The sequence below is a fragment of the Sphingomonas canadensis genome, from assembly GCF_026013525.1.
Lineage (GTDB): Bacteria > Pseudomonadota > Alphaproteobacteria > Sphingomonadales > Sphingomonadaceae > Sphingomonas > Sphingomonas canadensis.
Window position 1 is genome coordinate 149649 of sequence record NZ_JAPDRA010000010.1, and the last position, 20940, is coordinate 170588.

Genomic DNA, 20940 nt, shown 5'->3' on the forward strand with positions numbered 1-20940 from the left:
CCGTGCGCGCGGCCCGCGGGAAGCTCACTCGAGCCGGCGCTCGAACGGCAGCCGCAGCGCGGCCGGCGGCGCGGCAGTGCGCGCCGGGATCGCCACGGCCTGGGGGCGAAGCGCGGGAAGCGCGGCCTGGGCGGTGACGGCTCGTACGGGCTGGACCGCGGCCTGCACCGCCTCCGCCGCCTGGACCACCGCCACGCCCTGCACCTGCCGCAGCGAGCCCGCACGGTCGCCCGTGGCGCCGCCGGTCAGGCTCGCGAGGATCGCGGTGAGGATGAGCAAAAGGTCCATCAGCGCCGGGACATAATCATTGAGCGCCCGTTCGTCCAATCAAAAGCCGGGACGGCGATCCACGCGCCGGTCAGAACGATAGCATCCAGTTGAACCGGCTTCGCCATTTGTCGGCCACGGCATTGCCGCTCGCGTCACGCGCCGGGATGAAGCGGCCGCGCTTGCGCATGAGGTAACAAGTGGCCTCGTCGAGCGCCTTATGACCGGAGGATTTGACGATCTGACAGTCGGTCACCCTTCCCTTCGGACTGATGCTGAGTTCGAAACCCACCATGCCCTGGTGCCCCGCGCTCCGCGATTCCGGCGGATAGGATGAATCAGTGATCCACAAACTGGGCATTTCGCGCGGGGCCGCCCGCTTCACCGGAAACTCCGGCAAATCCTGTTCTTCGGGAACCCCGGCCTCAGGAAGAGACGCTCCCCCGCCGCCGGATTCCTGTGAATGGACCGGAGCGGTCATGCAAAGCAACACCAGGCCCAGGACCATCGAATTTTTGCGCAGCGTCATCATCTTCTGAAGAACCAAGCAAAAACAGGAGAGAATGTCGACCACCTTTCCGTCTCGATCGATCGAATACTTTCCATCCCAAAGCGATCTTGCGCGCAGCCGCGCATTTTTACCGTTCGAGCATCCAGCGAAAACGCGAATCCCAATGGCCCGTCACCGGCTGTCCGTTACTGTCACGGGCCGGATGGAAGCGCGCCCGTTCCGTCAGCAGCGCGCAGGTCGCGTCGTCGAGCACCTGGTGCCCGCTGCTCGAATCGACCCTGCATCCGGAAACCCGGCCATCGGGACCGATCGAGAGCGTGAAGCCCACAATGCCTTCGATATCCGCCCGGCGTGCCGCCGCCGGATAATCGTCGTTCGTGACCCAGCCTCCCGGCGAACCTGCCGGAACCGCGGCCACCGCCACATCCGGCGATTCCGGGACGAGCGGTGCCCAGGCCTGCCCCCCGGCCTCCGCCTCCAGTTCATTCCGGAACGCCGCCTGTTCGGTGGATACCGGCGCGGGCCTGTTCCATTCCGCGATGAGCTGCTGCGCCAGCGGCACCGCCAGCTTGAGCAGCAGCGCCAGCAGCACGGCGGTAAGCAGGAACACCGCGCCCAGCACGATCGCGACCACCGCCTTGCCGTCGCCGACAAGCACGCTAGGACGTGGCTCGCCCGTCTGGTTCTGGAGCTGCCGCTTGTCCTCTTCCATCTCTCCGCTCGCCCCTGAAGCCTTTCCCGCCCTGCCGGAGATCGGCGGCGTCACTCTGCGCGTGGCGCGGGCGCGATACAAGAACTGGGACCGGTGCGACCTCACCTTCGTCACACTGGCGCCGGGAACCGCGGTGGCGGGAGTTCTGACGCAGAGCCGCTGTCCCTCGCCCGAGGTCGAATGGTGCCGCGCCGCGCTGCCGCTGGGCACCGCGCGCGCGCTGGTGGTCAATGCGGGCAACTCCAACGCCTTCACCGGCAGCCGCGGCCGTGCTGCGGTGGAGGCGATCGCGGCACGCACCGCCGCGCATCTCGGCTGCCAGCCCTCCGACGTGTTCGTCGCCTCCACCGGAGTGATCGGCGTGCCGCTGCCGGTCGACAAGGCAGAGGCCGGGCTGGATGCCGCCTATGCCGCCGCGCCCTGTAGCTGGGAGGATGCCGCCGCCACGATCATGACCACCGACACCTTCGCCAAGGGCGCACGCGCCGAGGTGACGGTGGCCGGACGCCCGGTGAAGCTGGCGGGGATCATCAAGGGGTCGGGCATGATCGCGCCGGACATGGCGACGATGCTGGGCTTCATCTTCACCGATGCGGCGGTCGATCCCGCCTTCCTTCAGCAGGCGCTGTCCGACGCTAATTCGGCGACCTTTTCGTGCATCACGGTGGATGGCGACACCTCGACCAGCGACACCGTGCTCGCCTTCGCGACCGGCGTGGCGGGCAACCGCTTGCTCGATTCGAACGATGTCGAGGGCGCGCATGAATTCCGCGCCGCGCTGAAGGACCTGTGCCGCGAACTCGCGCAGCTTGTGGTGCGCGACGGCGAAGGCGCGCAGAAGCTGATCGCGATCACCGTCGAAGGCGCCGAGAGCGACCGCAGCGCCCACCGCATCGCCATGTCGATCGCCAATTCGCCGCTGGTGAAGACCGCGATCGCGGGCGAGGACGCCAATTGGGGCCGCGTGGTGATGGCGGTCGGCAAGGCCGGCGAACCGGCCGAGCGCGACCGGCTGTCGATCCGCTTCGGCGACACCCAGGTCGCGCGCAACGGGCTGGCGGTCGAGGGCTATGACGAAGCGCCCGTCGCCGCGCACCTGAAGGGGCGCGGGGTGGAAATCGGCGTCGACCTGGGCCTGGGGGAAGGCCGCGCGACCGTTTGGACGTGCGACCTCACCCATGGCTATATATCGATCAACGCCGATTACCGGAGCTGAGGCGCAGGCCTTGCACTTCGTGAGCCGGCGCCCCAGTAGGGCGCGCCGCGACTCCGCGCGGCCCCAGACAAGGGAGGCTCCCATGGCACGCCATGATCGCACCGACGACCTGCCCTGCTTTCGAGGTCACGAGTAAGCGCCGCAAAGGCTATCCGTCCGAAACGCACGTCAAGCGAGGGCTGCGTTTCGTCCACGGCGACGTCGAGCTGGTCGAAAAGCTCGGCCGCAAGGACCCATGTCCTTGCGGGTCAGGAAAATGCTTTCAAGCGATGCTGCCTTAGCTCAGGCCGGTTTCGATGGCGCGGAGCGTCATGACTACTGGCGCGACTGAAGCGAAGATCAAGGCGGGTATGGCCCTATCGAAAGCCACCCTGAACGACGGAAAATACCCCGCCCGCCATGCCGGGCGGGGCAGTTTCCTCAAAGGCCCCGCTCGATCCACTGCCTGATCGCGCTCTTCGGCATGGCGCCGACCTGGGTCGCGGCGATCTGGCCGTCCTTGAACAGGATCATCGTCGGGATGCCGCGCACGCCGTACTTGCCGGGCGCCTCGGGATTCTCGTCGATGTCGACCTTCACGATCTGGACCTGGTCGCCCAGCTCTTCCGACAGCTCCTCCAGCGCCGGGCCGATCATCTTGCACGGGCCGCACCATTCGGCCCAGAAATCCACCACCACCGGCTTGCCGGACTGAAGGACGTCGGCCTCGAAGCTGGCGTCGGTGACTGCCTTGGTCGCCATTACTGAATCTCCTTGCTTTCGCCGGTATCTATGAAGCCTGGGCGCGATGCTCAAGCGCGCGGCGCCAAGCTTTGCTCCGTCGCGTCCAAGCGCGGCTTGTGGCGCTCGATCAGCACGGGCGGCAGCGCGTGGAGTACCGGCCCGGCGGTGTAGAGCAGCGCGGCCTCCACCGTGCGCCCGGGAAACACTACCTCCAGCGCGGCGACATAGGCCGCGATCTGGCGCAGGTGCCACGGCGGAACCGATTCGACGTCCGCGGGCGCGCGGCGCGCGGTCTTGAAATCGATCACGCGCACCCGCTCCGGCGTCACCACCAGCCGGTCCACGGTGCCCGCCACCACGGCCCCGCCCACCACCGCGGCGATCGGTGCCTCGGCGATCGATCCGGGGCCGAACAGCTCGGCGAAGGCCGCGTCCTCCGTCACGCGCAGCGCATCGCGCACCAGCGCGGCGCGCGCGGCCGGATCGGCCACGCCGCCCGCCCCGGCCAGCCAGCGATCCGCGGCATCGGCGCGGCGCTCCGCCGGCACGGCGGGCAGCCGCTCGAACAGCGCGTGGAGCAGCCGCCCGCGCTCGGCCGCGGCACGCATCGCGGGTCCGGGCGGCGGATCGGTGACCAGATCCTCGCCCAGCGACGAAGGCGCCAGCGGACGCGGCGGACGCGACTCCTCCGGCGCCGGGAGCAGCAGCCATCCGGGCGCGGACGGCGGCGGTGCGGCTCCGGCCCGCGCGGCGGCCCTGGCGGGGACCGGCGGTTCCGGAGCGGTGCCGGTGAAGACGCGCTCCCCCTCCCCCGTCACGCCCAGCGCGTCGAACGCGCGGGCGGCGAGCGCGTGCCAGCTATCGGGCGGCGCCACGCCCTTGGCGCGCGGCCCCAGCGCGCCCGCGATCACCAGCCGCTCCTCGGCGCGCGTGGCCGCGACGTAGAACAGCCGCCAATGTTCCTGCAGCTCGCGCGCATCGGTGGCGGCCAGCACCTCGGCCAGCGGGGGCAGCCGCTCCTCGGCGCGGGGGCGGAAGATCGGGATGGGGTCGCCCTCATGCCCCTCGGGCCTCCAGCCGAACAGGTCGCGGCGGTTGTTCGCGGGATCGATGGTGGCATCGGCCAGGATCACCAGCGGCGCCTGAAGCCCCTTCGATCCGTGCGCCGTCATCACGCGGACGGCGCCGCGCGGCTCGCCCGATTCGCGCTTCAGCCAGAATTCATCGCGATCGAACCAGTCGAGGAAGCGCTGGAGCGAGGGCGTGGCGACGCTTTCAAAGCTGAGCGCGGCGCCGAGCAGCTCGTCGATCGGATCGCGCGCCTCCTCGCCCAGCCGGTGAAGCAGACGGCGGCGGCCCTGCATCGGGCCGGACAATATCTCCTCCAGGAAGCGGTAGGGCGTGGTGAAATCCGCCCGCGCCAGCAACGCGCGCAGCGGCGCCAGCCGTTCCTCGCTCTGCGTCACGCTCAGATGCGCCCACAGGCTGCCGCGCTCGCGCAACGCCGCGGCCATCAGCTCGTCCTGGCTCCAGCCGATCAGCGGCGAGACCAGCAGCGAAGCCAGCGACAGATCGTCCTCCGGCTGGAGCGCGAAGCGGATCGCGGCCAGCAGGTCCTGCACGGCCAGCGGCGCGTTGAGCCGCAGCCGGTCCACCCCCGCCACCGGCACGCCCTCCGCATAGAGCCGCGCGACGATCAGCGAGGCCAGCTCGCCGCGGCGCTTCACCAGGATCATCACATCGCCCGGCTCCAGCGTGCGGCCCTTGCTGCCCAGCTCCAGCGTGCCGACCCAGGCCTTCACCTGACGCGCGATGCGCCGCGCCAGCGCGCGGGTGGCGTCGTCGACCCATTCCTCCTCGTCGCCCTCCGGATCGCCCTGCCCGGCGGCGATGGGCGGCCACAGCGCGACGCTGCCCGGCCCCGCCACCCGGCTGCCGTGCGGCTCGATCGCGCTGAACGCGCCCAGCGCATCCGGGGGCAGCGCGCCGATCGCATTATCGACGAACTCCAGCACCGGCCGCGTCGAGCGATAGCTGTGGGTAAGCGACAGCGTGTCGAGCGGCGCGGCGCGGCGCGGATCGTCGAAGGCGTCATAGCGGTCGCGCGCCAGCGCGGCCTCCGCCAGCCGCTCGAAATGGCGGTGCGCCAGCGCGAAATAATAGGGATCGGTGCCCTGGAAGCCGAAGATCGCCTGTTTGTAATCGCCAACGGTGAACAGCGTGCGGACGCCCTCCGCGCGCGTCGTCTCGCCCGCGAAGAACTCGTCGGCCACCGCGCGGACGATGCGCCACTGGTCCCAGTTGGTGTCCTGCGCCTCGTCGATCAGCACATGCTCGGTCGCCTGATCTAGCTTGTAGCGCACCCAATCGCCCATGCCGGGCGTGGCGAGCAGGCGGACGGTGGCGCGGATCAGGTCGTCGAAATCCACCGCGCCCGCGCGCCGCTTGGCATCGGCATAGGCGCGGGCATAGTCGCGCCCGGCCTCCAGCCCGCGCGCCAGCAGATCGGCATAGGCCGCGCCGCTGCGCATCGCGATCAGCGCGGCACAGGCATCGCCCAGCGCCTCCGCCAGCACCTCATAGGCGGGCTCGGCATCGGTCAGCTTGGCCGAAACGCTGCGCGGCTTGCCGTCCCTGGTGCGAAAGGCGAGCAGCAGATCGCCCAGCCAGGCCACGCGCGCCGCCGGGCCGGCCGCGATCCAGCTCGCGATCAGATCCGCGCGCTCCAGCCCGGTCTTGGCGCCCCGGGCGGCGTTGGCGGCGGCGATCCGGCGCAGGCCGGCGATGTCGAAGGCATCATCGGCGCAGGCTTCGGCCAGCGCGGCCTCGATATCGCCCGAGGGCAGGCCCAGCGCGCGGCGCACGAACGGCTGGATTCCGGCGGGCAGCGCCTCCAGCGCGTCGGCGGCGTGCGCGCAAGCGGCCAGGAAGCCCTCCGCCCCGCCCTCGCCCATCCGCAGGCTAAGCGCGCCGATCGCATCGATCAGGCTCCCGCGCCCCTCGCGCTCGGCGGCCACCAGCATCTCCGCCAGCGCCTCGCGCCTCAGCCCCGCCTCCTCGCGCTCGTCGAGCGGGCGGAAGCCGGGGATAAGCCCCGCCTCGACCGGGAAGGCGGCGAGCAGTCCCTGGCAGAAGCTGTGGATCGTCTGGATGCGCAGTCCCCCGCCAGGTGCATCCAGCACCTTGGCGAACAGCGTGCGGGCGAGCGCGATCTGCTCCGGCCCGCCGCGCTCGCCCAGCGCGTCGAGATCGCGCTGGAGATCGATCCGGTCCGCGCGCACCCAATGCGCCAGCCGCGCGGCGATGCGCCCGGCCATCTCGGCCGCGCCCGCCTTGGTGAAGGTCAGGCACAGGATCGCGCCGGGATCGACCCCGCGCAACAACAGCCGCCAGACGCGCGCGGCGAGCACCTGGGTCTTGCCCGTCCCCGCCGACGCGGCGAGCCAGATGTTGCGCAGCGGATCGCTGGCATCGCGCTGGTTGCCCTGGAGCGGGTGAAGGACGGCGGGGCCGGTCATGCCAGCCTTTCCCGGAAGGGGGATCGGTCGGCCAGCCTAGTCACGCCCATACCATTCCTCCAGCCGCATGAGCTGATCGTAATCGGCATAGGGCGCGAATTCGGGGTGGAGCTTGGCGGTGAACGGCTCGCCGCCGGTCAGCCAGCGCGCGGCGGCATCGGCGAAATTCTCCGCCGCGATCGCCACGAAATCCTCGGCCGGGATCGGATCGCGCCGCTTCGGATTGCACGGCGAATCGATATAGCCGAAGCGCCCGTCCTTCTTCGACAGCGACCAATATTCGAAGGCACCCGCCTCCCCCGCGATGCCATCGAAGCCGCCGCGCTCGGCGATCAGGCCGAGCAGCCCGAGCTGGAGGCTGTAGCCCTGGCGGACCGAGGCTATCGAGGGCGGCTTTCCGGTCTTATAGTCCACGATCGCCAGCCGCCCGTCGCCGCACCGGTCCACCCGGTCGAACGTGCCGCTCAGCTCCACGCCCGCGAAGGGGATCGTGCCCTTGCGCTCCACCGCCAGCACGCGGCGCTGCTCGCCTTCCAGCCGCGCGATCTCACCCGCGATCCAGTCGATAGCCTCCATCAGCCGCGGCTGCCACAGCGCGCGCATCATCGGATGGGTGCGCTCGTCCGCCAGCATCGCCTCCGCGCGGGCGCGCAGCTTCTCCGGCGCGCAATCGTCCTCAGCGAACCAGCGTTCGAGCACGGCGTGGACCGCCGTTCCGCGCCACGCCGCGCTGGGATCGGCATCGACGGGATCGAGCGGGGCGAGCCGCAGCATGCGCCGCGCATAGAAGGCGAAGGGATCGGCCTTCAGCCGGTCCACCTCGGTCACCGAGATGCGGCGCGGGCGGATCTCCACGGGCGGGCAGGGCTCGGGCCGCGACGCCGGGTCGTGGCCGCCGGGATCGTCGATCGCACCGAGCCAACCAGCGATCTCCCCCGCCCGTTCCAGCCCGCCCGACAGCGCCTCCAGCCGCAGCCAGAAGCGCGAGGCGATGGTGGGCGCGGTGGCATCGCGCTGGGCGCGGGTCAGCAGCACCTGCGGCGCCCCCAGCGCACCCGCCAGATCGTGCGCGGAGAGGCCGATGCCCCGTTCCAGCCCCGGCAGCCCCAGCTCGGCGCGGATGCGCGGCGCCAGCCAGGGATCGGGCGCGGGCAGGCCGGGCCACACGCCCTCGTTCAGCCCGCCCAGGATCATCAGGTCGGCATGCTGCAGCCGCGCCTCGATCAGGCCCAGGATCGCCAGGCGCGGATGGCCGCCCTGGGGCGGGCGCACCGCCACCTCGTCCATCAGCGTGCGCAGCAGCGCGGGCAGCTCGCCCGGATCGGCGGCGGGCGGGCCGGCGATCGCCTCGCGCTCCAGCGCGTCGAGCAGGTCGGCGGCGGCGCGGCCCTCGGCACGTGCCCACAGGCCGTCGCCCGCCAGCGCCTGCGCGCCCTCGCGCAGCGCGGCGAGCAGCGCGACGAGCGGCTGCTTGCCCGCCCCGAACGCCCCCTCCATCGGCGCCAGCAGATCGCGCGCGGCGGGCCACCATTGCTGCGCGGCGCGGCGCAGCGGGCCATCCCTGCCCTCCTGCTCCGCCAGATGCCGGTCGATCCCCGCCAGCCCCGGCGCCGGACGCGGCCCGCGCAGCGCGAGGTCGAGCCGCCGCACGCCCTCCAGCCACGCCAGACGGTCGCCCGCCTGGACCAGCGGATGCTTGAGCAGCGCGAGCAGCGGCAGCGGCGCGAAGCCCTGCGCCGCCGCCTCGGCCAGCGCCAGCAGCAGCGTTCCCGGCGGCAGCACCGAAAGCGGCTGGCCGGCCGAATCGTCGATCTCGATCCCCCAGCGCGCGCAATGCGCCGCCACGCGCCGGGCGAGCGCGCGATCCGGCGTCACCAGCGCGGCGGTGCGCCCCGGCGTCTCCAGCACCTCGCGCAGCGCCAGCGCGATCGCCTGGGCCTCCTGCGCGGGATTGGCCAGCTCCAGCGCGCGCACGTCCGTAAGACGCCGCTCGGCCGCGGGCATCGCGCTCCAGCCATGGGTCAGCTCTGGCGGCTGCATCGCCGATGCGATCGCCTTGCTGCGCGCGGGCGGTGCGTCATGCTCGCTGGCCGCGCGCCACGGGTCGAACTCGCCGCGCGCCACGCCCATCCGGTCAAGGAGCTGCTTGAGCTGGTATTGCGGGTGCGTCTCGATGCTCCGGCGCCGCCGGCCGGTAACGGGATCGGGCGCATGGGGGCCGAGCGACTGCCACTCCGCCTCGCCCATGTCATGGGCCAGCCCGGGCAGCACTACCATGCCCTGCGGCAGCTCCGCCACGGTGCGCAGCAGCCGCGCGACCGCGGGCGCCGCGTCGGTAACACCCGCCGCACAGACGAAGCCCTCCGGCGGCGCCTCCCGCCAATGCGCCGCCAGCCGGGCGAGCAGCCGTGCGCGCCGGTCCGCCGCGTCGATCCGGCCCAGCCGCGCAAGCTCGCCCGGCCAGCGCTGGACGACGATCGCGAAGAAGGCGAGCGCGTTCTGCCAATGCTCTGACAACTCCTGCGTGCCCGGATCGATGCCAGCGAGCGCACCCGGGGGAATCTCCTCGACGATGAGCTGGTCGAGCGTGCGGCCCAGGTCTCCGGCCAGCCGCACCGCCTCCGCCGTGTCGATCCCTGCGCGCGTTTCCTGGATCAGCCGGGCCAGGATCATCCGCCGCTGGAGCGGATCGACCGCGGGCGGCACCGGCTCCGCGGCGTCGGCGGGATCGAACGCCGCCCCGGCCGCCTCGCCGATCTCCGGATCGCCGATCGCCACCAGCCGGGGGAGCAGCAGCCCGCCCTTGCTGGCGCGCACAAAGGCCTCGTGGATCGCCCGTTTCGCGCGGTTATTGGGCAGCAGCACCATCCCCCGCGCCAGCCGCAGCGGATCGCCGCCGAACCGCCGGATCAGCCCGATCACCAGCGCATCGGAAAAGGCGCGATGCGGCGGGATGGTGTAAAGGCTCAGGCGGGCCGGCATGATCCTTCACCTACCCCTTCGCGCGCGGCAAGGGGAAGGATCGAAATCACATTTCGGAGAGTACCGCCTCGGTTTCCGGGATCGCCGCCGGAGTCCCCACGTCGAACCACAGGCCCTGGTGGACGGTGCCCCACATCCGCCCATCGGCGATGGCGCGGTCCCAGAACAGATTGGTGGAGAACGGCCCCTCCGGCCAATCGGCGATGGCGCGGGGGTGGACGATCTGCACGCCCGTGTTGACGAAGGGCGCGACACGGCCGGGCTTGCGCCGTTCGGTGATGCGGCCGTGCGGGTCCATCCGCCAGTCGCCCCGCCCGCGGTGGTTGTTCGCGCGCGCCAGCGGCACGACGAGCTGGAGGAAATCCATCCGCGCATCGTCCCATTGCGCGGCAAGCTGGCGGATCGCGTCGATCGGCCCGTCGACCCACAGATTGTCGCTGTTGACGCACAGGAAGGGCTTGTCGCCCAGCAGCCCGCGCGCCTGGACAAGTCCCCCGCCCGTCTCCATCAGCCGCGGCCGCTCGTCGGAAACGATGACCTCGATGTCCTTCACCCGCGCCTTCAGATGCGCCTCGACCTGATCGGCGAGATAATGGACGTTGACCACCGCACGCTTCACCCCGGCCGCACGCAGGCGATCGAAGACATGCTCGATCAATGGCTTGCCGGCCACTTCTACCAGCGGTTTGGGGCGCGTGGCGGTTAGCGGGCGCATCCGCTTGCCCAGGCCCGCGGCCAGCACCATCGCCGTTTCGGGGGCGGGGGTGGCGGGATTGGGGCGGATCGAAAGCGTGGTCGCGGAGGTCATTCGCCGAGGATCGCCTTCGGATCGCCGCGATGTTCCGCGGGCACGTTGCTGTCGAACCACGCCTTCACCGGCGCCAGCGCGGGATGCGCCAGGTCACGCTCCAGATAGGTCCAGACGCGCGGGCAGAGCGTTGGGTAACGCGGCTTGCCATCGCGCTTCCAAAGCCGGGTGAAGATGCCGATGATCTTGGCGTTCCGCTGCGCGCCCAGCACATGATAGGCCGTGTCGAACGCCGCGTCGGCGCCGGTGGCGCTGCGATAGCGCTCCAGCATCGCCGCCTCGATCGCCGCGGGCACGTCGCGCCGGGCGTCCTGGAGCAGCGACACCAGGTCATAGGCGCGATGCCCGGCCAGCGCGTCCTGGAAATCGAGCAGCCCCAAATTCTGGTCCCGGATCAGCATGATGTTCTCGGCGTGGTAATCGCGCAGCACCGTGACGGGCACATGACCGTCGGCGACCGGCGCCAGCACCTTCTCCCACGCCGCGCGATAGCCCCCGGCATCGACATCCAGCCCGGTTTCCCGGCAATACCAGTCGGGGAACAGCGCCGCCTCGCGGTGATAGACGTCGAGGTCGTATGCGCCGAGCGGCGCGGCCTCATGCGCGTGCAGCCGGACGAGCAGGTCCACCGCGGCCGCATACAGTTCCTGCTCGCGGTGCGGCTCGCCGTCCACCGTCTCGCGCATGCGCTCGCTGCCGAAATCCTCGAGCAGCAGCAGCCCGGCGTCGAGGTCCTCGTGCAGGATCGCGGGCGCCGCGAAGCCGCGATCGGACAGCCAGCGCGCCACCTGGACGAACGGGCGCGGGTCCTCCCCCTTGGCGGGCGGCGAATCCATCAGGATCGCGGTACGCCCGGGCAGGACGGCGCGGAAATAGCGGCGCAGCGAGGCATCGCCCGCTACGGGCTCGATCGCGGCGCCCGCCCATCCCGCCGAAGCGAGAAAGTCGGGTGCTGCGTCAGGCGGGGTCATATCGGCCATCGCGCTTCCCAAGCCGGGGGCACGGCGGCTGTCAAGGATCGCGATCCATCCGGCCGCATCGCCAGCGTGAGATGGAGCGCGTCGCGCCAGTATCCGGCGCCCAGCCGCTCGGGCCATTCGACGACCAGCAGCGAATCGCCCCGCGCCTCGTCCAGCCCCAGTTCCTCCGCCTCCTCCGGCTCCTCGATTCGGTAGAGATCGACATGCAGCACGGGGAAAGCCAGCTCCGGCGGGCCATAGGGCTGGACGATCGCGAAGCTGGGCGAAGGCGCCTCCCCCTCCAGCCCCAGCGCCGCGAGCAGCCCGCGCGCGATGCTGGTCTTGCCCGCGCCCAGCGGCCCGGAAAGCGCGATCACGTCCCCCGGCCGCGCCACGGCGGCCAGGCGCTCGCCCAGCGCGTGCGACGCGGCGGCGTCAGCCAGGATAATCGTCATTGTCCGCCCCCGGCCCCTCCGGGCTGCCCAGCACCGCCACCGCGCCCAGCGCCGCGCAGACCGCCGCGAGCACCAGCAGCGGCGTCGCCAGCATGTCCATCAGCCCGAACCAGAATGCCGCCGCCACAGCCCAGGCGCCGATCAGCAGCCCGCCGCGCCTCAGCCATCCGCGCGCCGCGTCGCGCCCGCGCGGCGGCGATCCCAGCAGCACCAACGCCGCGCCGATCGCCAGCGCGCCCGCGATCAGCCCGTGCGCCTGCGGCCCCAGCAGGCTGAACAGCCCGAGCAGCCCCGCCCCGGCGGCTACGGCGAATGCGATGCGGGCGGCGGGAAGCTGGCGGTCCATGCGGCGGTTAGATTGCGGGTGACCGGCGCGAATACAAGCCGCGCGTCACCCGCGCGGCAGCTCTACCGTAACCAGCGTGCCCTCGCCCGGCTCGGAGAAGAGCTGGATACTGCCGCCATGCGCCTCGACGAACTGCTTGGCGAGCGGCAGGCCCAGGCCCAGCGCGCGCTCCCCGCTGCGCCCGATCCCATGCTGCGCGAACCGGTCAAACGCATGCGCCACCGCCTCCGCGCTCATGCCGGGGCCGTCATCGGACACGACGATGCGCGCGGCGGACTTGCGCCCGTCGAGGTGGAGCAGCACCCGGCCCTTCTCGGGCGTGCCGGCGATGGCGTGGCGCAGCAGATGCTCGATCACCTCGCGGATGCGCCGCGGATCGCCCGTCACGCTGCCGGCGCTGCCCTGAAGCTCGACGGCAAGGTCGATATGCTTGGCGCGGGCCAGCGGCGCCACCGCCTCGGCCGCGTTGGCGGCGGCGATCTCCAGGTCCACCGGCACGCGCTCCAGCGGCGCGCCCTCGTTCTGGGTCAGGTCCAGCACATCGTCGATCAGCGCGCCCAGCCGCTCGACCGAGACCAGGATCGCCTCGGCATATTCCTCGCCGCTGTCGCTCAGCTTGCCCGCGAAGCCGCCGTGCAGCATCTCGGCAAAGCCCTTGATCGAGGTCAGCGGCGTGCGCAGCTCATAGCTCATCGCCGCGACAAAGGCGGTCTTGATGCGGTCGGCCGCCTCCAGCGCCTCGTTGCGGTCGCGCAGCGCGCGCTCGATGCGGTGGCGGTCGCTGGTATCGAGCATGGTCAGCAGCGCGTTGCCGTCGGGCAGCGGCACGGCGGAGGCGTCGAAATGCCGCCCGTCGGCGAACACCACCGATGCGCCGCGCTGCTGCCGGTCCTTCGCGGCGAAGCGGATCAGGTCGCCGATCACCTCCGCCTGCGTGGGCCGCGCCAGCCGCCCGCGCGCCTGCTGGGCAAAGGCGGCGATCTGGGGATGCCCGTCCAGGAAGCCATCGTCGAAGCCCCACAGCGCGCTGAACTTGCGGTTCCAGAGCTGGAGCCGCCCCTTGCCGAACACCGCCACGGCTTCCGACAGGCTCTCGAGCGTGGCGGTGCGCACCTGCTGCATCTCGCCATGCTCGCGCTGCAGCTCGAGCTGCTGGGTGCGATCCTCGAAGATCAGCAGCAGCCCGCCCTCGGGCATCGGCTGGGCGACGACGCGAAGGTGCGTCCCGTTGACGATCCAGGTCTCCTCCACCGCCTCGGGCGCGGTGAACCATTCGCGGCGCTCCGCCTTCCACGCGGGGAAATCGCGCACGTCCGGCACGCGATTGGCCTCGCGCATGCGCTCCAGCACGCGATCGAACTCGGGGCGGTCGGCCAGCCACTCGTTCTTCATCGCGAACAGGCGGCGGAACGGCTGGTTGCAGAAGACGAGCGCGCGGTCCGAACCGAACTGGGCCACGCCGGACGAAAGCCGGTCGAGCATCGCGCGCTGTGCCTCGCCGAAGCGCTTGAGCCCGCCGCGGAGCTGCTCCAGCTCCTCGATGTCCACCGCGAAGCCCGCGACGCCGCCGGTGGGGAGCGGCATATCGTGCAGGCGCAGCATGCGGCGCGCGCCGCCGATGGTGGCGGGCATTGCGGCGCTCTGCGGCTCGCCCGTGTCGCGCGCGATCGCGGCGTTGGCCAGCGGACCGCCGAGGCCGGCGCCCTCCACCAGCTCGATGCCGCGCGCGACGACATCCTCCGAATCCTTGCCCTCCACCGCCTCGACATAGGCGGAGTTGACCATCAGCAGCCGCAGGTCCGGCCCGCGATACCACATCGGCATCGGCGCGGCCTCGATCAGCGCGGTCAGCGCATCGAACGCGGTGCGCAGCCGCCCGGACTCGCGCTGGAGCCGGCTGATCTCGTCCTGGCTCTCGGTCGTGTCGAGGAACCACAGCACCGCCGAACCCGGGGGATAGGCGCCCTGCGGCGCGCGATCGCCGATCACCAGCAGCGCGCGATCCGATCCGCGGGCGCGCACCGACATGCTGAACGGGCGCCCGGCCTTTTGCGTTGCAGCAACCTGTTCGGTCAGCGCCCGGGCGTCATCCGGCTCCAGCCCGCCCGCGTCGTCCGTCAGCGTACTCAGGTCGCGCGGCGGAACCGCCATCCCCAGCCAGTCGGTGATCCGCTGGGTCGCCTCCAGCCGCCCATCGGGGCGCACCAGCATGCGCTGGGCCGGCGATCCGGCGAGCAGCGCCTCCAGCCGCGCGTTCACGCCCTCCGTCTCGCGCGTGGCCGCGCGAGCGCGTAGCCCAGCGTAGAGCGCCCAGGTGGCGCCCAGCACCAGCGCCGCCAGCACCGCGCCTGCCAGCGCCGCGGCGGAATGTGAAATCAGGATCATCGCGGCCCTCCGCGGCCGCCCGGCGGAGTCATGCGAACCCCTTAAGCCAAACCCGGGGCACACGGGAAGCCGGGGCGAAAAAATGACCGCGGATTGCCAGCTTTTTGCACTCATGTTTCCGATTTGTGTCCACATGCCAGAAAGTCCCGCTCTGTTGCATAAAAGTGACGTTTTCTCGCACCTGCACACTTGTGGGCGATACCCACATGCGCCAGCATCCCGGAATCAACATAAAAGGGGCATTTCATGTTGAAGCTTTCCCTCCGTGGTTCCTCCGCGCTGCAGTCGCTTGCCTGCGCGGGTCTCATTCTCACCGCGGCTCCCGCCTTCGCGCAGGACACTTCGGACGACAGCGCAGAGACGCTACCCGAGACCCAGGCCGATACCAGCGAAGCCACGATCACCGTCACCGGATCGCGCATCCGCACGGTCACGCCGTTCAACAGCCCGGACCCGATCTCGGTGATCGATCCCGCGGTAGCCGCGAAGGAAGGCAAGACCGACCTGGCGTCGATGCTTCAGAGCTCGCCGATCGCGGCCGGCTCGACGCAGATCACCTCGGCCATCTCGTCGAACTTTGTCACCAACGGCGGCCCCGGCGCACAGACGATCGACCTTCGCGGCCTGGGCGCGAACCGCACGCTGGTGCTGCTCAACGGCCGGCGCGCCGGCCCGGCGGGCACGCGCGGCGGCGTTTCGTCGTTCGACCTCAACGTGCTACCGTCCTCGATCGCCTCGAACGTGCAGATCCTGAAGACCGGCGCCTCGTCGGTCTATGGTTCGGACGCGGTCGCCGGCGTGGTCAACATCGAGACCAAGAAGGACATCAACGGCCTGCAGATCAGCGGCAACCTCTCCGCCCCGTTCGATCAGGGCGGCGAGCAATACCGGTTCAACGCGATCTGGGGTAAGACGTTCGAGCGCGGCAACATCCTGATCGCGGCCGACTATACTCATGTGAACGAGCTGGCCCGCGGCGACCGCGACTATCTCGCCTGCCCGGAGGCCTATACCTTCCGCCAGGACGGCACCCGCGCCGACCTGATCGATCCGCGCACCGGCAGCTACAAGTGCGAGGATCTGCGCTGGGGCCACGTCTGGACCTACAACCTGATCGGCAACATGCAGCTTGACGGCGCGGGCGGCCCGAACACCGGCGCCAACACGTCGATCGGCGGCGCCAGCGTGCTGATGCAGTATCAGTATCCGGGCGAAACGCTGGGAATCCCGGCGTTCGGCGCCCCGTCCTTCTCGGGCGACTTCTATGCCCCGTCCGGCTGGTTCGCGACCGGTTACGATACGCCTTCGCTGGCGGTCCAGAATGCCTATCACCCGTTCGTCGAAGAGCAGACGATCGTCCCGAAGACCGATCTCTACACCGTCTTCGCCAGCGGCTCCTATGAGATCACCGACTCGATCGAGCTGTTCGGCGAGTTCCTGTTCAACCGGCGCGAGACCTATCAGAACGGCTGGCGCCAGTTCTGGAACTTCGGATGGACCGGCGATATCTACAGCACCGGCGCCGGAAATTATTTCAACTATTGGGGCGACGGCTGGGGCGGCTACAACTTCATCAGCCCGACCGCTATCACCAACCTGAGCGATAATAGCCAGAAGGTCGATTACTATCGCGGCGTCTGGGGCGGCCGCGCCGATCTGGGCGGCACCTGGAAGATCGAGGCGTTCGGCCAGTACAGCCGCAGCATTGGCCGCTACGCCAGCCAGCAAATCCTGCAGGACGTCTACGACACCGGCTATTTCCAGTACTCGTCGTGCGTCGGCACCGTTACCCCGATCTCGGGCAAGCAGTGCATCGATCTGCCCTGGACCGACCCCTATTTCCTCGCGGGTCAGCTCACGCAGGCTCAGGCCGACTTCCTGACATCGTGGGAGGAAGGCAAGACGATCTACACCCAGTTGACCGGCGAAGTCTCGGTCACGGGTGAGCTGATCCAGCTTCCGGCCGGCCCGCTGGGCATCGCGGCGGGCGTCACCGCGCGGCGCGACTATATCAACGACGTGCCGGGTGAGATCACGCTGGCGGGCAACGCCTGGGGTGCTTCCACCTCGGGCATCACCCAGGGCAAGAGCATCACGACCGAGGCGTTCGCCGAAGCCAACATTCCGGTGCTGTCGGATATCCCGTTCATCCAGAACTTCACGCTTTCGGCCGCCGGGCGCCTGACCAACGTCAAGTCGACCCGCACCTCCGACGGCGCAACCGACAGCGACAAGGGCAACTGGACCTACAAGCTGGGCGCCAACTGGGAAGTCACCGACTGGCTGCGCTTCCGCGGCAGCTATGGCACCTCGTTCCGCGCTCCCGCGCTGTTCGAGCAGTTCCTGGCGAACGAGACGAGCTTCCCGTCGCAGCGTTCGATCGATCCCTGCATCAACTGGGCGGCCAACCTGACGGCGGGCCTGATCACCCAGCGGATCGCCGACAACTGCTCGGCCGACGGCATCCCGGGCAACCACTCGGGCGCGGGCGTCAGCGCCACCGCGGTGGCGCAGGGCGGCCTTGGCGTGCTCGATCCGGAAACCTCGACGGCCCTGGTCGTGGGCGGCGCGCTGACGCCGGTCTTTGACTTCCTGCCGAGCACGAAGATCAGCGTCGCGGTCGACTATTTCAACATCCGGGTGAAGGGTGAGATCACCCAGCTCGGCGCCCGCAACATCCTCTACGGCTGCTATGGTTCGCTCAATTTCCCGACCGACCCGCTCTGCAGCCTGTTCACGCGCGGGCAGGCCGCCGCGCCGAACAACGTGAACCAGGTGTTCGACAAATATGTGAACATCGCCAGCCAGAAGAACAGCGGCGTCGACCTCGCGGTCAATGTCCGCCAGGATCTGGGCGGCCTGGGCACGGTCAGCTTCACCGCGGACATGACCTGGCAGATCAAGGACGACTCGAAGCTGCTGCCGACCTCGCCGCTCGAATCCGACAACGGCGAAGCCGGTTCGCCGAGCTGGGTGGGCGATTTCCGCATGTCGTGGACGCTGCCGACCAACACCACGCTGTTCTATGGCATGAACGTGATCGGCGGGACTTCCGACGTGAACGACTTCCTGGAGGATAACGGCGGCAATCCGTGCATCGTCTCGTCGCTGCGCGGAACCTACTGCCCGGACCTCACGGCGCCGGCGACCTTCTACCACAACTTCTCGCTCACTCAGTCGTTCGACGACGACCGCTATGAGCTGACGCTGGGCGTGGCCAACATCTTCGATACGCGCCCGCCGCGCGTGTCGGTGCTGAACGGCAGCCAGATTTCGATGCTCGGCCCGGTGGTCGCGGCGTCGCAGTACAGCTTCGTCGGCCGGCGCGCCTTCCTGAACGTTTCCGCCAAGTTCTGACGGCAACGGACTTTCTATCGACCGGGCGGCATGGCAGCATGCCGCCCGGTTTCTTTTTGCCTGTTTGAGGGAGCGCTAACCCCCGATGCCCGAAGTATTGGTGCAGGCCGACACGCTCGACGCGGAGAACCGCGGCTTCGCCCAGGCGCCGTTGCGCCAGCCGGTGTTCCTGAACAGCGTACCCAAGAGCGGCAGCCATCTGCTCCGCAACATCCTGCGCATGTTCGTGCCGGTGGAGCAGCAATATCAGGCCGATTTCATCCAGTGGCCCAACATGCGGCAGCATCTGTCCGCCTTCGATCCCGCCGCGCCGCGGCTGAGCTGGGGCCACCTACTATTCGCGGACGCCTCGGCGATCGAAACCGCCGCCACGCGCCGCATTCTGCTTTATCGCGATCCCTATGACTGGGTGATCGCCCGGGCGCGCTTCTTCGTCTCCGAACAGTTCCGGGGGAATGTCGATTTCCTCAAGTCGGGCCGCCTCGATACCGAGGAGCTGTTGACGATGATGATCTTCGGCCTGCCCAACAAGGCGCCGTCGCTGAACGCCATCTATGAGCTCAACGCCGCCGCCTGGCTGGGCGCGCGGGTGCATGCCGTGAAGTTCGAGGAGCTTTCCGCCGCGGTGCGCGATCTGGACGGCGCGGGGGCGGAAGCGTTCTTCGCCGCGCTGCTGGATGCCTGCGGGATCGATCGCCCGGACGACTGGCGCGAACGCATCCGCATCGGCGCCGACCGCAAGCAGAGCGGCACCGCGCGCGAGAACCTGACCGGTATCGAGAAGGACCTGCCCGCCACGCTCGGGCCGCGCCATCGCGCGCTGGTCGATTATCACGCCCCGGGGCTGCGCGCCCTGCTCGGCTATCAATAGGCCTTGGGAACCAGCCCGCCGTGACCGATCTCCGCTCCTCCGTCCGCGCATTCCCCCTGCTCGCCGAAGCCAGCGCGCTGGCCGAGGACGGCAAGCTGGATCAGGCCGCCCAGCGCGTGATCGTCCATCTGCGCCAGCACCCCGATGAGCCGCGCGGGCTGGTCCAGCTCGGCACGATCGCGATGCAGCTAGGCGCGCTGGGCCAAGCAGAGCAGTTCCTGCGCCGCGGGATCATGCGCGGTGCCGCCGACGTGGAAGTGCGCCGCAACCTCGCTTCGATACTCAACCAGCAGGAACGGTTGGGCGAGGCCGCGGCAATGTTCGAGGCGTTGGCACGGGAAACCAGCGATCCCGCGATGCCGGCGATCCGCGCTATCGTGCTCGACAAGCTGGGGCGGAGCGACGAAGCTCTCGCGCTGCGTGAGGCACTGGCACGCGCCCATCCGGATCAGCCGCAGCACTGGATCAGCTACGGCCACAGCCTGCGCTCCGTCGGGCGGGTCGAGGAGGCGATCGAGGCCTATCGCAAGGCGATCGCCGCCGATTTTGAGTTCGGGGAGGCCTGGTGGGGCCTGGCCAGCATCAAGCGGCGCGTGTTCACCGACGCCGACATAGCCGAGATGCGCCGCGCGATCGGCATCGCCATCGACGTGCGCCACAGCGCGCCCCTACACTTCGCGCTCGCCCGCGCACTGCACGATCGCGGCGAATATGCCGAAGCCTTCACCCATTACGCCACCGGCAACCGCCAGCGCGCGGAGAGCATCGGCTATGATTCGCGCGAGCTGACCACCGAGGTGGACGAGGTGGTGCGCAGCGTCGACGGCGGATTCCTCGCGCGGATGGCGGGAGGCGCCGCGGCCGAAGCCACGCCGGTGTTCATCGTCTGCCTGCCGCGCTCAGGCTCGACGCTGCTGGAACAGATGCTGGGCAGCCATCCGTCGATCGAGCCGGTGGGCGAGCTGCCGTACATCCCGGCGATCCTGCGATCGGTGATGGAAATGGCCACGCGCCGCAGCAAGGTTACCGTGCCCCAGTTGATCGCCGGCATCGATCCCGATCAGGCCGCGGCGATAGGGCGCGACTATCTGGCGCGGGCGGCGTTGCACCGAAAGACGGACCGGCCCTTCTTCGTCGACAAGCTGCCGCACAACTGGAGCAATATCCTCTTCATCCGCCGCATCCTGCCGCAGGCGCGCTTCCTCGATATCCGCCGCGCGCCGATGGATTGCTGCTTCTCGAACTTCACCCAGTCTTTCTCCAGCGCGCACGCCTCCTCCTTCGCGCTGGAGGATATCGGGCAATGCTATGCCGATTATGTGCGGCTGATGGGCCATCTCGATCGCGTGGCGCCGGGGCTGGTGCATCATATCCGCTACGAACGGCTGATCGAGGATGCCGAGACGCATCTGCGCGCGGCGCTCGACTATCTGGGGTTGCCCTGGGATCCGGCGGTGCTGGAGTTCCACAAGCTCGATCGCGTCGTGCGCACGCCCAGCAGCGAACAGGTCCGCCGGCCGCTCAACCGCGACGGCGTGGACGTGTGGGCGCCCTATTCCGAGTGGCTGGATCCGCTGCGCAAGGTGCTGGGGCCGCTGGCGGACGGCCAGGACTGATCACCGCGCCGCGCGCAAGGGGCCGCCGCCGGGAACTCACCGCCGCCATAAAAGCCAAGGGGCGCGCCCGGTTTCCCGGACGCGCCCCAGCATTGCCCTTGCCGGCAGCTCAATAACGATAGTGATCGGGTTTGAATGGCCCTTGTACGGGGACGCCGATATAGTCGGCCTGTTTCTGGGTGAGGGAGGAGAGCTTGACGCCGAGCTTTTCGAG

The 20940-nt window shown here is 69.9% G+C and carries 16 protein-coding genes; 4 read left to right on the forward strand and 12 right to left on the reverse strand.

The window, feature by feature from the left end; all coding sequences use genetic code 11:
* Positions 1-24 precede the first annotated feature (24 nt).
* The 3 genes from OM513_RS17575 to OM513_RS17585 all read right to left on the reverse strand — a co-directional run bounded on the left by OM513_RS17575 (position 25) and on the right by OM513_RS17585 (position 1490).
* Complete coding sequence (locus OM513_RS17575) at positions 25-288, reverse strand: hypothetical protein (RefSeq protein WP_264946010.1); 264 nt, start codon at positions 286-288, stop codon at positions 25-27.
* Between the two features lie 70 nt (positions 289-358).
* Complete coding sequence (locus tag OM513_RS17580; RefSeq protein WP_264946012.1) at positions 359-841, reverse strand: energy transducer TonB; 483 nt, start codon at positions 839-841, stop codon at positions 359-361.
* Positions 842-905: 64 nt separating this feature from the next.
* Complete coding sequence (locus OM513_RS17585; protein WP_264946013.1) at positions 906-1490, reverse strand: energy transducer TonB; 585 nt, start codon at positions 1488-1490, stop codon at positions 906-908.
* Between OM513_RS17585 and argJ the strand changes: the two genes are divergently transcribed.
* Positions 1477-2706, forward strand: coding sequence for a bifunctional glutamate N-acetyltransferase/amino-acid acetyltransferase ArgJ (gene argJ, locus OM513_RS17590; protein ID WP_264946014.1), 1230 nt, complete (start codon positions 1477-1479; stop codon positions 2704-2706). The genes OM513_RS17585 and argJ overlap by 14 nt on opposite strands.
* Before the next feature lie 420 nt (positions 2707-3126).
* On the opposite strand, the gene trxA is transcribed toward argJ, so the two are convergent.
* From trxA to OM513_RS17630, 8 genes are read right to left on the reverse strand one after another with little or no spacing between them, the layout of a single operon-like run.
* On the reverse strand, positions 3127-3447 hold the full coding sequence (gene trxA / locus OM513_RS17595) for a thioredoxin (protein WP_264946015.1): 321 nt from the start codon (positions 3445-3447) through the stop codon (positions 3127-3129).
* 50 nt (positions 3448-3497) lie between these two features.
* Positions 3498-6947 (reverse strand): double-strand break repair helicase AddA, encoded by a 3450-nt coding sequence (gene addA / locus OM513_RS17600; protein ID WP_264946016.1) that lies wholly within the window; start codon positions 6945-6947, stop codon positions 3498-3500.
* 36 nt (positions 6948-6983) lie between these two features.
* Positions 6984-9929, reverse strand: coding sequence for a double-strand break repair protein AddB (gene addB, locus OM513_RS17605; RefSeq protein ID WP_264946018.1), 2946 nt, complete (start codon positions 9927-9929; stop codon positions 6984-6986).
* 46 nt (positions 9930-9975) lie between these two features.
* Positions 9976-10737, reverse strand: a complete 762-nt coding sequence (locus tag OM513_RS17610; protein WP_264946019.1) for a nucleotidyltransferase family protein — start codon at positions 10735-10737, stop codon at positions 9976-9978.
* A complete protein-coding gene (locus OM513_RS17615; RefSeq protein ID WP_264946038.1) occupies positions 10734-11708 on the reverse strand; it encodes an aminoglycoside phosphotransferase family protein in 975 nt (324 codons plus the stop codon). Before OM513_RS17615 ends, OM513_RS17610 begins: the two co-directional genes overlap by 4 nt.
* A complete protein-coding gene (tsaE, locus tag OM513_RS17620) occupies positions 11705-12151 on the reverse strand; it encodes a tRNA (adenosine(37)-N6)-threonylcarbamoyltransferase complex ATPase subunit type 1 TsaE (protein WP_264946021.1) in 447 nt (148 codons plus the stop codon). Before tsaE ends, OM513_RS17615 begins: the two co-directional genes overlap by 4 nt.
* Positions 12132-12497, reverse strand: coding sequence for a hypothetical protein (locus OM513_RS17625; RefSeq protein WP_264946022.1), 366 nt, complete (start codon positions 12495-12497; stop codon positions 12132-12134). Before OM513_RS17625 ends, tsaE begins: the two co-directional genes overlap by 20 nt.
* Before the next feature lie 45 nt (positions 12498-12542).
* Positions 12543-14882 carry a sensor histidine kinase gene (locus OM513_RS17630; RefSeq protein WP_264946024.1) on the reverse strand — a complete coding sequence of 780 codons (2340 nt, stop codon included), beginning with the start codon at positions 14880-14882 and terminating at the stop codon, positions 12543-12545.
* A gap of 246 nt (positions 14883-15128) precedes the next feature.
* Between OM513_RS17630 and OM513_RS17635 the strand changes: the two genes are divergently transcribed.
* The 3 genes from OM513_RS17635 (at position 15129) to OM513_RS17645 (ending at position 20726) form a co-directional block, all read left to right on the forward strand.
* A complete protein-coding gene (locus tag OM513_RS17635) occupies positions 15129-18239 on the forward strand; it encodes a TonB-dependent receptor domain-containing protein (protein ID WP_264946026.1) in 3111 nt (1036 codons plus the stop codon).
* 85 nt (positions 18240-18324) lie between these two features.
* The gene (locus tag OM513_RS17640) at positions 18325-19110 is read left to right on the forward strand and encodes a hypothetical protein (RefSeq protein WP_264946028.1); all 786 of its coding nucleotides are present in this window, start codon (positions 18325-18327) and stop codon (positions 19108-19110) included.
* Between the two features lie 20 nt (positions 19111-19130).
* Positions 19131-20726, forward strand: coding sequence for a tetratricopeptide repeat-containing sulfotransferase family protein (locus tag OM513_RS17645; RefSeq protein WP_264946030.1), 1596 nt, complete (start codon positions 19131-19133; stop codon positions 20724-20726).
* Positions 20727-20835: 109 nt separating this feature from the next.
* Here OM513_RS17645 and OM513_RS17650 read toward each other — a convergent pair.
* Positions 20836-20940: adenosylhomocysteinase (locus tag OM513_RS17650; protein WP_264946039.1), on the reverse strand; the 105-nt coding region annotated here is incomplete at its 5' end.